This is a genomic window from Serratia sp. FDAARGOS_506 (assembly GCF_003812745.1).
Taxonomy (GTDB): Bacteria; Pseudomonadota; Gammaproteobacteria; order Enterobacterales; family Enterobacteriaceae; genus Serratia.
Map to the genome: position 1 here is coordinate 4,216,533 of NZ_CP033831.1, position 11,270 is coordinate 4,227,802.

Below are 11,270 nucleotides of genomic sequence, written 5' to 3' on the forward strand. Positions count from 1 at the left end.
ATATTATAACATCCGCTTCGTTCTGCAACCTGTAATCTCGAGATGTCCACACTGATAACGCTAAAAAATATCTCCGTCGCCTTCGGCAGCCGCAAGGTGCTGTCGAACATTTCCCTTAGCCTGCAGCCCGGCCGTATTCTCACGCTGCTGGGCCCTAACGGCGCGGGTAAGTCCACGCTGGTGCGCGTAGTGCTGGGATTGGTCAAACCGACCGCCGGCACGCTGGAGCGTGAGCCCGATCTGCGCATTGGCTACGTGCCGCAAAAGCTGCACCTCGACGCCACCCTGCCGCTGACCGTCAGCCGCTTTATGCGTCTCAAACCCGGCGTAAAGAAAGCCGACATTCTGCCGGCCCTCAAGCGCGTGCACGCCGCTCACCTGCTCGACCAGCCGATGCAAAAACTCTCCGGCGGCGAAAACCAACGCGTGCTGCTGGCGCGAGCACTGCTGAACAAACCGCAGCTGCTGGTGCTGGACGAGCCCACGCAGGGGGTGGACGTCAACGGCCAGCTGGCGCTGTACGATCTGATCGATCAGCTGCGTAAAGAACTGGGCTGTGCCGTACTGATGGTCTCGCACGATCTGCATCTGGTGATGGCGAAAACCGACGAGGTACTGTGCCTCAATCAGCACATTTGCTGCTCCGGGGCGCCGGAGGTGGTTTCGATGCATCCCGAATTCATCGCCATGTTCGGCAACCGCGGCGCAGAACAACTGGCTGTGTATCGCCACCATCACAACCACCGTCACGACCTGCAGGGAAGAATTGTCTTGAAGAAAACCGGGAGCCGCGAAGCATGATCGAACTGTTACTTCCCGGCTGGCTGGCCGGCGTGTTGTTGGCTAGCGCCGCCGGGCCGCTGGGCTCCTTCGTGGTCTGGCGCCGCATGTCCTACTTCGGCGACACCCTGGCGCACGCCTCGCTGCTCGGGGTCGCCTTTGGTCTACTGCTGGACATTAATCCCTTCTATGCGGTCATCGCCATTACGTTGCTGTTGGCTCTGGCCCTGGTGTGGCTGGAACGCCGCCCACAGCTTTCGGTGGATACCCTGCTCGGCATTCTGGCTCACAGCGCCCTGTCATTGGGTCTGGTGGTGGTAGCGTTGATGTCCAACGTGCGGGTCGATCTGATGGCCTACCTGTTCGGTGATTTGCTGTCGGTCACGCTGAGCGACATCGTGATGATTGCCGGTGGCGTCGCCGTGGTGCTGTTGGTCCTGTGGTGGCAGTGGCGCGATTTGCTGTCGATGACCATCAGCCCGGAGCTGGCGCACGTCGACGGCGTCAACCTGGTTAGAGCGCGCACCGTGCTGATGCTGGTTACCGCGTTGACCATCGGCCTGGCGATGAAATTCGTCGGTGCGTTGATCATCACCTCGCTGCTGATCATTCCGGCAGCCACCGCACGCCGTTTCGCACGCACGCCGGAACAAATGGCCGGCGTCGCGGTGCTGCTCGGCATGGTGGCCGTCACCGGCGGCCTGACCTTCTCGGCGTTTTACGATACGCCGGCCGGCCCTTCGGTGGTACTGAGCGCCGCCGTGCTGTTCACGCTGAGCCTGTTCAAAAAGCAGCAGGCCTGATTAAAACCGGGATATGACAAGGGCCGCTGATGCGGCCCTTCTTTATGATGGGTGGAAAACTTATGCTTCGCGCTCGAGTCCGAAGTGCCGGTAGGCATGCTGCGTCGCCAGACGGCCGCGCGGCGTGCGCTGGATAAAGCCCTGCTGGATCAGGAACGGCTCGATCACATCCTCGATGGTTTCGCGCTCTTCGCCGATCGCCGCCGCCAGGTTATCCAGCCCGACCGGGCCACCGGTAAACTTGTCGATAATCGCCAGCAGCAGTTTGCGATCCATATAGTCGAAACCTTCGGCATCGACGTTGAGCATATCGAGGGCCTGCGCCGCCACCGAGCCGCTGATCACGCCATTGGCGCGCACTTCGGCAAAGTCGCGCACTCGACGTAACAGACGGTTGGCGATACGCGGCGTACCGCGCGCGCGGCGAGCCACTTCATGGGCGCCCTCGTCGGACAGCTCCAGCCCCAGGCAGCCGGCGCTGCGCGAGACGATGTGCTGCAAGTCCGCCACCTGATAAAACTCCAGCCGCTGGACAATACCGAAGCGATCCCGCAGCGGCGAAGTCAGCGAGCCGGCGCGGGTAGTCGCGCCCACCAACGTGAACGGCGGCAGATCGAGCTTAATCGAACGCGCCGCCGGCCCTTCACCGATCATGATATCCAGCTGATAGTCTTCCATCGCCGGATACAACACTTCTTCCACCACCGGCGACAAACGGTGGATTTCGTCGATGAACAAGACGTCGTGCGGTTCGAGATTGGTCAACATCGCCGCCAGATCGCCCGCCTTCTCCAACACCGGGCCGGAGGTGGTGCGCAGATTCACGCCCATTTCGTTGGCTACGATGTTGGCCAGGGTGGTTTTCCCCAACCCCGGCGGGCCAAAGATCAGCAGATGGTCAAGCGCGTCACCGCGCTGCTTGGCCGCCTGAATGAAGATCTCCATCTGCTCGCGCACGTGCGGCTGGCCGACGTATTCGGTCAGCAGCTTGGGACGAATGGCGCGATCGAGGATCTCTTCTTCGTTGATCGGTTCGGCGGAAATCAGGCGATCGGCTTCAATCATTATCTACCCCTTAGCGGCCTTACAGGGCGGCGCGCAGCGCGTCGCGGATCAGGGTCTCACAGTCGGCGCCCGGCTTGGCAATCTTGCTGACCATGCGACTGGCTTCCTGCGGCTTATAACCCAACGCCACCAGCGCCGAAACGGCCTCAGCTTCCGCATCCGCTTCCGACGCTTTGTCGGCGGCTGACGGCAGGCTGATCTCGCTGCTGCTGTTGAACAGGTCGCCGTTGAGCCCTTTAAAGCGGTCTTTCATCTCTACCACCAGGCGTTCGGCGGTTTTCTTGCCCACGCCCGGCAGTTTGACCAGCGCGGTAATCTCTTCACGTTCCACCGCGCTGACGAACTGCTGCGCGGACATGCCAGACAGGATCGCCAGCGCCAGCTTCGGCCCGACGCCGTTCACCTTGATCAGCTCACGGAACAGCGCGCGCTCTTGCTTATCGTTGAAACCGTACAGCAGCTGCGCATCTTCACGCACCACGAAGTGGGTAAACACGATGGCCTCTTGCCCCAGTTCCGGCAGCTCGTAAAAGCAGGTCATCGGCATGTGCACCTCATAGCCCACGCCATTCGCCTCCAGTAACACCAGCGGCGGCTGCTTTTCCAGAATATTTCCTCTGAGACGACCTATCATTTACCCTCCTGCAGAATTACCGGGCATGGCGCCCTGCCATGCCGTTGCTGGTAAAGCTTATAACATAAAAAAGGCTGGATGAATATCCAGCCTGAGCAATCATCGCTTTACGTCAGCGCAAACGCCCGCGCGCCAGATTCAACCGCCCTTCGCTCATCCGCAGCACGTTCTGGCTGAGGTGGCAGTGGGTAATGGCGATGGCCAAGGCATCGGCGGCATCCGCCTGCGGGTTGGCCGAGAGTTTGAGCAGCGAACGCACCATGTGCTGTACCTGCGCCTTTTCGGCCGCACCGGTGCCGACCACGGTCTGTTTGACCTGCCGCGCCGCATACTCGAACACTTCCAGATTCTGATTCACCGCCGCGACGATCGCGACGCCGCGCGCCTGGCCGAGTTTGAGTGCCGAATCCGGGTTCTTGGCCATAAACACCTGTTCGATGGCGAAGAAGTCGGGCTGAAACTGGGTGATGATCTCGCTGACGCCGGCGTAAATCAGCTTCAGCCGCGTCGGCATGTCGTCCACCACCGTGCGGATGCAGCCGCTGGCGATATAGCTCAACTGACGCCCCTGCTGGCGGATAAGGCCATAGCCGGTGACGCGTGAGCCGGGATCGATACCGAGTATGATCGCCATATCTACATCCACCTTGCATGCACGGCGCCGCCGTACGGCGGCGCCCGTTTTACCGGATTACAGCGTCGCCGCTACTTCGTCGGAGATCTCACCGTTATGGTAAACTTCCTGCACGTCGTCGCAGTCTTCCAGCATATCGATCAGACGCAGCAGCTTAGGCGCGGTTTCAGCGTCCATGTCGGCCTTGGTCGATGGGATCATCGACACTTCCGCCGCTTCGGCTTCGAAGCCCGCCGCGGTCAGTGCGTCTTTCACCGCACCCAGACTTTCCCAGGCGGTGAACACGTCGATAGCGCCATCGTCATAGGTCACGATGTCTTCCGCACCGGCTTCCAGCGCCGCTTCCATCACGGTGTCTTCATCCAGGCCCGGTGCGTAAGTGATCACACCCTTCTTGGTGAACAGGTAAGCCACGGAACCGTCGGTGCCGAGGTTGCCGCCGCATTTGGTGAAGGCATGGCGCACTTCCGCCACGGTGCGGTTGCGGTTGTCGCTCAGGCATTCGATCATCACGGCGGTGCCGCCAGGGCCGTAACCTTCATAGATGATGGTTTCCATGTTGGTATCATCATCGCCGCCCACGCCACGCGCGATCGCACGGTTCATGGTGTCGCGCGTCATGTTGTTCGACAGCGCCTTGTCCATCGCCGCGCGCAGACGCGGGTTGGAATCCGGATCGCCGCCGCCCAGCTTGGCGGCCGTGACCAGCTCACGAATAATCTTGGTGAAAATTTTACCGCGCTTGGCGTCCTGCGCCGCTTTACGGTGCTTTGTGTTGGCCCACTTACTATGACCTGCCATAAAAAATCTCCGAAAAAAACTACTGGACTGAATTGATCACGAACTCTTCAATCGCCTGCTGATTGCTCCACGACTTGGTCAACTTCACGGCCTCGGCCGCCTCAAGCCATTGGTAAGCGTGATGCTCGGTAATCACCGGATCGCGCTCCTCGGGCAACGCCAGACAGAACCAGTGCTCTTTATTGCGCGTGGTTCCCGGCGCATAGCGATGTCGCAAATGGACAAAGAGTTCAAACTCCACGCAGCGCTGGCAATCGAACAACGGCAGGTGCTCTGCTTCGATATCGATGCCGACTTCTTCCATGACTTCACGCCGCGCGGCATGCGGCGGCGACTCATCCTGTTCCAGGCTGCCGGTGACCGACTGCCAGAACTCGGTATCGTCGCGCCGCTGTAACATCAGCACCCGACCACTGGATTTCGCGTAAATCACTACCAGGATAGATTCAGGGCGCTTATAACTCATCACTCGCTCTCTTGTTCCGCACCGGCTTTCTTTACCACGCTGATTGCCAGCTCCTGCAGCGACGCCGGGTTGGCGAAGCTCGGTGCATCGGTCATCAGACAGGCCGCCGCGGTGGTTTTCGGGAAGGCGATGACGTCGCGGATGTTGTCGGTGCCGGTCAGCAGCATCACCAGACGATCCAGGCCGAAGGCCAGGCCCGCGTGCGGCGGCGTACCGTACTTCAACGCGTCCAGCAGGAAGCCGAACTTCTCGCGCTGTTCGTGTTCGTTAATACCCAGAATGCTGAACACCGTCTGCTGCATTTCGCTGCGGTGAATACGCACCGAACCGCCGCCCACTTCGTAACCGTTGATCACCATGTCATAGGCGTTGGCGATGGCGTTGACCGGCGCTGCCGCCAGCTCTTCCGGGCTCATGTCACGCGGCGAGGTGAACGGGTGGTGCATGGCCGCCAGGCCGCCCTCTTCGTCTTCTTCGAACATCGGGAAATCAACCACCCACAGCGGTGCCCAGCTGTCGAGTTGCGTCAGCGCCAGATCGCGACCCAGCTTCAGACGCAGCGCGCCCATCGCATCGGTGACAATCTTGAAGCTGTCGGCGCCGAAGAACAGGATATCGCCGGTCTGCGCATCGGTGCGAGCCAGGACGGCTTCCAGCACGTCCGCGCTGAGGAATTTGGCGATCGGGCTCTGCACGCCTTCCATGCCGGCGGCGCGGTCGTTGACCTTCAGCCACGCCAGGCCTTTGGCGCCGTAGATGTTGACGAAAGCGCCGTACTCGTCGATCTGCTTGCGGGTCAGCTGCGCGCCGCCCGGTACGCGGATCGCCGCCACGCGGCCTTTGGCGTCGTTGGCCGGGCCGGAGAAGACTTTAAACTCGACGTCTTTGACCAGGTCAGCCACGTCCACCAGCTCCAGCGGGTTACGCAGATCCGGCTTGTCGGAACCAAAGCGACGCATCGCTTCGGCGAAGGTCATGACCGGGAAATCGCCCAGATCCACACCCTTCACGTCCAGCCACAGTTCGCGCGCCAGTTTCTCCATCACTTCACGTACCTGCTCGGCGGTCATGAAGGAGGTTTCGACGTCGATCTGAGTAAATTCAGGCTGACGATCCGCACGCAGGTCTTCGTCGCGGAAGCATTTGACGATCTGGTAGTAACGATCGAAGCCGGACATCATCAGCAGCTGTTTGAACAGCTGCGGAGACTGCGGCAACGCGTAGAATTTGCCCTTGTGCACGCGGCTCGGCACCAGGTAATCGCGCGCGCCTTCCGGCGTCGCCTTGGTCAGCATCGGCGTTTCGATGTCGAGGAAGCCGTGGCTGTCCATGAAGCGGCGTACGAAGCTGGTGATTTTGGCGCGGGTCTTCAGACGCTCGGCCATTTCCGGGCGGCGCAGATCCAGGTAGCGGTATTTCAGGCGCGCTTCTTCGCTGTTCACCTGGTTGGAGTCCAGCGGCAGCGGCTCGGAGCGGTTGATAATCTCCAGCGCGTGGGCAAACACTTCCACTTCGCCGGTGGCCATATCTTTATTGATCTGGCTGTCCGGACGCGCACGCACGGTGCCGACGATCTGGATGCAGAACTCATTGCGCAGGTCGTAGGCCTTGTCGAACGCCACTTTCTGGTCCGGATCGAAGAACACCTGCACGATGCCTTCGCGGTCGCGCATATCAATAAAGATCAGGCCGCCGAGATCGCGACGACGATTGACCCAACCACACAGAGTGACTTCCTGGCCCACGTGGGACAGATTCAACTGCCCGCAATATTCAGTACGCATACGCTATCCTTTTACACAGCCGATGCCGCGCCGGGCTACTGCGCCCCTGTCGCGCGGCTGTTATCTGATAAATTCTACTTGTTGCCCGGTTTAAAATCCGTCGCATACCAGCCGGTACCCTTGAGCTGGAAACCGGAGGATGAGATCAACTTGGTCAACGCGGGCTGCCCACACGCCGGGCAGTCTGCCAGCGGCGCATCGGAAAATTTTTGCAATTTCTCTAACCGATGGTTGCAAGCACCACATGCATATTCATAAATCGGCATAGGTCGTTGGATTAAAGAGTGTTGAAAAAAGGGAGTCATTATAAAGGAAATTCATGCGCCCGATAAGTGCGAACACAGCATTGTTACTGCACTAAATGACGCGTTTTTGTGCGAATCAACACATCGATTAACAAATTTCCCATTAACCTGCGACAGTTTTTTCACGTAGCCTGATTCTCCCCCGGTTTTGCGCCAGAGGCTACTCGCCTGGCGCGCCGAACATCTTTTATCCACTTCGCAACGAGATGAAATCCATGCTGAAACTTGACGCCCAAACCACCGCTCTGGTGCTGATCGATTTGCAAAACGGCATTCTGCCCTACGCCGGCGGCCCACACAGCGCCGACCAGGTGGTAGCGAACGCCGCTCTGCTGGCCGCGCGTTTTCGTCTGCTGGACGCACCGGTGCTGCTGGTGCGCGTCGGCTGGTCCGACACCTTCGCCGAAGCGCTGAAACAGCCGGTGGACAAACCGGCTCCCGCGCCCGCCGGTGGCTTGCCGGCCAACTGGTGGGAGTTCCCTGCGCCGCTGGCGGTCAATGACAGCGATATTTTGATCACCAAGCGCCAATGGGGTGCCTTCTACGGCACCGATCTCGATTTACAGCTGCGCCGCCGCGGCATCAAATCCGTGGTGCTGGGCGGCATCTCCACCAATATCGGCGTAGAGTCCACCGCCCGCGCCGCCTGGGAGCACGGCTATGAACTGGTGATCGCCGAAGACATCTGCAGCGCGCAGAATGCGGAAATGCACCGCTTTGCGTTCGAACACATCTTCCCGCGTCTGGCGCGGGTACGTGATACCGGCGAAATTCTTGCCGCGCTAGAGCGGTAACGTTAAGTTGTAGCCTGATGATCTCAGTAAAGGAAGACAACGCCATGATCTACATCGGACTGCCGCAGTGGCAACATGCGGCCTGGAACCGTATCGGGCTGCGTGATTTGGCGGATTACAGCCGCTACTTCAACTGCGTGGAAGGCAATACGACCTTCTACGCGCTGCCGAAGCTGGAAATCGTGCAGCGCTGGCGTGACATGACCGGCGACGATTTCCGCTTCTGCTTCAAATTTCCGTCGGACATCAGCCACAAGGCAGCCCTGCGCAACTGCGCCGCCGAGCTGCAGGTGTTTTATCACTGTCTGAGCCCGGTGCATCAGCGCATCGGCCAACTGTGGCTGCAGCTGCCCGCCGCTTTCGGCCCTGACGAGCTGCCGCGCATGTGGCAATTCTTCGAAAGCCTGCCGAAGGAATTCACCTACGGCGTTGAAGTGCGTCATCCGGCGTTTTTCGCCAAGGGCGAGGAAGAGCGTGCGCTGAATCAGGGATTGCACCAGCGCGGCATCAATCGGGTGATCCTCGACAGCCGCCCGGTGCATCACGCCGCTCCCCATACCGCCGCCGTGCGCGATGCGCAGCAAAAAAAGCCGAGGCTGCCGGTGCATGCCCTGGTCACCGCCGACCAGCCGCTGGTGCGCTTTATCGGCGGCGATCAGCTGGCCGACAACCTACGCTGGTTCGAAGCCTGGCAACAAAAGCTGCCGCTGTGGCAGCAACAGCATCAACCTTATCTGTTTATTCATACGCCGGACAACGGCGACTCGCCCCAGCAGGCGCAAAAAATTTGGCAACAGCTGCGCCTGGCGATCCCCGATTTGCCTGCGCCGCCAGACTGGCCGGAACAGGATGCGCTGTTTTGACCTATTAATCTGACCAATAACATCAAATATTTCCCCGCGACAGTGAATACAATGACGGCTATGATGCTGGCTGCCAGTTTTGGTTAGGGAACGGAGTTAAAAATGGTAAGCGCGCTTTATGTAGTGCTCGGCGCATTGTTGTTGATCAAACTCTCTTATGACGTAGTCAGATTAAGGATGCAGTACCGCGTAGCCTATGGCGACGGTGGTTTCTACGAATTGCAGACCGCCATCCGCGTACATGGCAACGCCGTTGAATACATTCCTATCGCTGCCGTATTGCTGGTGATCATGGAGATGAACGGCGCGGAGATCTGGATGATTCACCTCTGCGGCCTGATGCTGATGGCCGGGCGGCTGGTGCATTACTACGGTTTGCGCAATCGTGAGGTTCGTTGGCGCCGTTCTGGCATGGCCGCGACCTATATCTCTTTGCTGTTGATGGTTCTGGCAAATATCTTCTATCTGCCTTGGGATCTGATTTTCAGTCTGCATTGATCCCGTTTTATCATCAGGCGGCCGCGCCGCCTGCTTCCGCTCCGCTTTTTTACGCTTTTCTGTTAGACTACGCAGCTTCGAATTCTGAACTGATTTGCCGCTATGCCAAACCGCGATACCCTTTTCTCCGCCCCCATCGCCAAATTGGGCGACTGGACCTTCGACGAACGCGTTGCCGAAGTGTTCCCCGACATGATCCAACGCTCCGTTCCCGGCTATTCCAACATCATCTCGATGATCGGCATGCTGGCCGAACGCTTTGTGCAACCCGACAGCCGGGTGTATGACCTGGGCTGCTCGCTGGGCGCGGCGACGCTGTCGATGCGGCGGAATATCAAGGTGCCCGGCTGCAATATCGTCGCCGTCGACAATTCGCCGGCGATGGTGGAACGTTGCCGCCGCCATATCGATGCCTTCCGCGCCGATACGCCGGTCGACGTCATCGAAGCCGACATTCGCGATATCGACATCGAGAACGCCTCGATGGTAGTGCTGAATTTTACGCTGCAGTTCCTTGAACCTGCCGATCGCCTGCGCCTGCTGGAGAAAATCTATCGTGGCCTGCGCCCGGGCGGCGCGCTGGTGCTGTCGGAGAAGTTCAGCTTTGAAGACGCCAAAGTCGGCGAGCTGCTGTTCAACATGCACCACGATTTTAAACGCGCCAACGGGTACAGCGAGCTGGAGATCAGCCAAAAACGCAGCATGTTGGAAAACGTGATGCTGACCGATTCGGTGGAAGCGCACAAAGCGCGTCTGCATCAAGCCGGGTTCGAGCATGCCGAAGTGTGGTTCCAATGCTTCAACTTCGGTTCGCTGATCGCCCTGAAAGCGGGGGATGCGCAATGATCGAGTTCGGTGATTTCTATCAGCATATTGCCAAGAGCCCCCTCAGCCATTGGCTGGATACCCTGCCCGCGCAGCTCAGCGCCTGGCAACGCGAATCGCTGCACGGCAAATTCAAACAGTGGTTCAACTCGGTAGAACATTTGCCGACGCTGACCCCAACCCACCTCGATCTGCTGCACGGCGTACGAGCCGAAATGGAACCCGGCCTGTCGCCGGGCCAGCTCGAGGGCATCGAGAAAATGCTGCGCACCCTGATGCCATGGCGTAAAGGGCCATTCTCGCTGTATGGCATCGATATCGATACCGAATGGCATTCCGACTGGAAATGGGATCGCGTGCTGCCGCACATTTCCCCGCTCGCCGGCCGTACCATTCTCGACGTCGGCTGCGGCAGCGGTTATCACCTGTGGCGCATGATCGGCGCTGGTGCCCACTTCGCCGTAGGCATCGATCCGATGCAGCTGTTCCTGTGCCAGTTCGAAGCGGTGCGCAAGCTGTTGGGCGGCGATCAGCGCGCCCACCTGCTGCCGCTCGGCATTGAGCAGTTGCCGGACCTGGCGGCGTTCGACACCGTATTCTCGATGGGAGTGCTGTATCACCGCCGTTCTCCGCTCGATCATCTGTATCAGCTGAAAAACCAGCTGGTGTCTGAAGGTGAACTGGTGCTGGAAACGCTGGTGGTGGAAGGCGATCGCCATCAGGTGCTGGTGCCGGGCGACCGTTATGCGCAGATGCGCAACGTGTATTTCATCCCTTCTGCCGAAGCGCTGAAATGCTGGCTGGAGAAGTGTGGCTTCGTCGACGTGAAGATCGCCGATATGTGCGTCACCAGCCTCGAAGAGCAGCGCCGCACCGACTGGATGACCAGCGAGTCGCTGGCCGAATTCCTCGATCCGAACGATCGCAGTAAAACGGTCGAAGGCTATCCGGCGCCGCTGCGTGCCGTGCTGACCGCCAAAAAGCCCTAGCGACGCTAATCGGGCCGGCCTGCGCCGGC

At 59.6% G+C, this 11,270-nt stretch carries 14 protein-coding genes; 7 read left to right on the plus strand and 7 right to left on the minus strand.

The features are described 5' to 3' along the window. Positions 1–42: 42 nt before the first annotated feature. Both znuC and znuB read left to right on the plus strand, forming a co-directional pair. Positions 43–801 carry a zinc ABC transporter ATP-binding protein ZnuC gene (znuC, locus tag EGY12_RS20385; protein ID WP_004932357.1) on the plus strand — a complete coding sequence of 253 codons (759 nt, stop codon included), beginning with the start codon at positions 43–45 and terminating at the stop codon, positions 799–801. Next, on the plus strand, positions 798–1,583 hold the full coding sequence (gene znuB, locus EGY12_RS20390; RefSeq protein ID WP_025303124.1) for a zinc ABC transporter permease subunit ZnuB: 786 nt from the start codon (positions 798–800) through the stop codon (positions 1,581–1,583). Before znuC ends, znuB begins: the two co-directional genes overlap by 4 nt. A gap of 60 nt (positions 1,584–1,643) precedes the next feature. Here the strand turns inward: znuB and ruvB are convergent, their stop codons facing one another. The 7 genes from ruvB to EGY12_RS20425 form a co-directional block, all read right to left on the minus strand. Beyond that, the gene (gene ruvB / locus EGY12_RS20395; RefSeq protein ID WP_038877130.1) at positions 1,644–2,648 is read right to left on the minus strand and encodes a Holliday junction branch migration DNA helicase RuvB; all 1,005 of its coding nucleotides are present in this window, start codon (positions 2,646–2,648) and stop codon (positions 1,644–1,646) included. A 19-nt stretch (positions 2,649–2,667) separates the two neighbouring features. Then, positions 2,668–3,282: a Holliday junction branch migration protein RuvA gene (gene ruvA, locus EGY12_RS20400; protein ID WP_123895165.1), complete on the minus strand. Its 615-nt coding sequence runs from the start codon at positions 3,280–3,282 to the stop codon at positions 2,668–2,670. Positions 3,283–3,394: 112 nt separating this feature from the next. Continuing rightward, on the minus strand, positions 3,395–3,916 hold the full coding sequence (ruvC, locus tag EGY12_RS20405) for a crossover junction endodeoxyribonuclease RuvC (protein ID WP_004932367.1): 522 nt from the start codon (positions 3,914–3,916) through the stop codon (positions 3,395–3,397). Between the two features lie 57 nt (positions 3,917–3,973). After that, positions 3,974–4,717 carry a YebC/PmpR family DNA-binding transcriptional regulator gene (locus tag EGY12_RS20410; protein WP_033647638.1) on the minus strand — a complete coding sequence of 248 codons (744 nt, stop codon included), beginning with the start codon at positions 4,715–4,717 and terminating at the stop codon, positions 3,974–3,976. A gap of 19 nt (positions 4,718–4,736) precedes the next feature. Beyond that, positions 4,737–5,183: a dihydroneopterin triphosphate diphosphatase gene (gene nudB, locus EGY12_RS20415; RefSeq protein ID WP_004932373.1), complete on the minus strand. Its 447-nt coding sequence runs from the start codon at positions 5,181–5,183 to the stop codon at positions 4,737–4,739. Beyond that, positions 5,183–6,967, minus strand: a complete 1,785-nt coding sequence (gene aspS, locus EGY12_RS20420; protein WP_123895166.1) for an aspartate--tRNA ligase — start codon at positions 6,965–6,967, stop codon at positions 5,183–5,185. The genes nudB and aspS overlap by 1 nt, the downstream gene beginning before the upstream one ends. A 74-nt stretch (positions 6,968–7,041) precedes the next feature. After that, positions 7,042–7,272 carry a zinc ribbon domain-containing protein gene (locus EGY12_RS20425; protein WP_320204121.1) on the minus strand — a complete coding sequence of 77 codons (231 nt, stop codon included), beginning with the start codon at positions 7,270–7,272 and terminating at the stop codon, positions 7,042–7,044. A 215-nt stretch (positions 7,273–7,487) separates the two neighbouring features. Here EGY12_RS20425 and EGY12_RS20430 point away from each other — a divergent pair, with 215 nt between their 5' ends. From EGY12_RS20430 to cmoB, 5 genes are all read left to right on the plus strand, one after another. Continuing rightward, positions 7,488–8,066 (plus strand): hydrolase, encoded by a 579-nt coding sequence (locus tag EGY12_RS20430; protein ID WP_123895167.1) that lies wholly within the window; start codon positions 7,488–7,490, stop codon positions 8,064–8,066. 47 nt (positions 8,067–8,113) lie between these two features. Beyond that, the gene (locus EGY12_RS20435) at positions 8,114–8,929 is read left to right on the plus strand and encodes a DUF72 domain-containing protein (RefSeq protein ID WP_123895641.1); all 816 of its coding nucleotides are present in this window, start codon (positions 8,114–8,116) and stop codon (positions 8,927–8,929) included. 102 nt (positions 8,930–9,031) lie between these two features. After that, positions 9,032–9,427 carry an MAPEG family protein gene (locus EGY12_RS20440; protein ID WP_004932387.1) on the plus strand — a complete coding sequence of 132 codons (396 nt, stop codon included), beginning with the start codon at positions 9,032–9,034 and terminating at the stop codon, positions 9,425–9,427. Positions 9,428–9,529: 102 nt separating this feature from the next. Beyond that, positions 9,530–10,273, plus strand: coding sequence for a carboxy-S-adenosyl-L-methionine synthase CmoA (gene cmoA / locus EGY12_RS20445; RefSeq protein WP_123895168.1), 744 nt, complete (start codon positions 9,530–9,532; stop codon positions 10,271–10,273). Then, on the plus strand, positions 10,270–11,241 hold the full coding sequence (cmoB, locus tag EGY12_RS20450) for a tRNA 5-methoxyuridine(34)/uridine 5-oxyacetic acid(34) synthase CmoB (RefSeq protein ID WP_123895169.1): 972 nt from the start codon (positions 10,270–10,272) through the stop codon (positions 11,239–11,241). Before cmoA ends, cmoB begins: the two co-directional genes overlap by 4 nt. Positions 11,242–11,270: the final 29 nt, after the last annotated feature.

What these genes read in the sequence shown, in the direction of transcription:
- znuC (WP_004932357.1), top strand. Translation starts at nt 43, where the DNA reads ATGTCCACACTGATAACGCTAAAAAATATCTCCGTCGCCTTCGGCAGC.
- ruvB (WP_038877130.1), bottom strand. Translation starts at nt 2,648, where the DNA reads ATGATTGAAGCCGATCGCCTGATTTCCGCCGAACCGATCAACGAAGAA.
- EGY12_RS20430 (WP_123895167.1), top strand. Translation starts at nt 7,488, where the DNA reads ATGCTGAAACTTGACGCCCAAACCACCGCTCTGGTGCTGATCGATTTG.
- cmoA (WP_123895168.1), top strand. Translation starts at nt 9,530, where the DNA reads ATGCCAAACCGCGATACCCTTTTCTCCGCCCCCATCGCCAAATTGGGC.
- nudB (WP_004932373.1), bottom strand. Translation starts at nt 5,183, where the DNA reads ATGAGTTATAAGCGCCCTGAATCTATCCTGGTAGTGATTTACGCGAAA.
- EGY12_RS20425 (WP_320204121.1), bottom strand. Translation starts at nt 7,272, where the DNA reads ATGACTCCCTTTTTTCAACACTCTTTAATCCAACGACCTATGCCGATT.
- ruvC (WP_004932367.1), bottom strand. Translation starts at nt 3,916, where the DNA reads ATGGCGATCATACTCGGTATCGATCCCGGCTCACGCGTCACCGGCTAT.
- cmoB (WP_123895169.1), top strand. Translation starts at nt 10,270, where the DNA reads ATGATCGAGTTCGGTGATTTCTATCAGCATATTGCCAAGAGCCCCCTC.
- aspS (WP_123895166.1), bottom strand. Translation starts at nt 6,967, where the DNA reads ATGCGTACTGAATATTGCGGGCAGTTGAATCTGTCCCACGTGGGCCAG.
- EGY12_RS20410 (WP_033647638.1), bottom strand. Translation starts at nt 4,717, where the DNA reads ATGGCAGGTCATAGTAAGTGGGCCAACACAAAGCACCGTAAAGCGGCG.
- znuB (WP_025303124.1), top strand. Translation starts at nt 798, where the DNA reads ATGATCGAACTGTTACTTCCCGGCTGGCTGGCCGGCGTGTTGTTGGCT.
- ruvA (WP_123895165.1), bottom strand. Translation starts at nt 3,282, where the DNA reads ATGATAGGTCGTCTCAGAGGAAATATTCTGGAAAAGCAGCCGCCGCTG.
- EGY12_RS20440 (WP_004932387.1), top strand. Translation starts at nt 9,032, where the DNA reads ATGGTAAGCGCGCTTTATGTAGTGCTCGGCGCATTGTTGTTGATCAAA.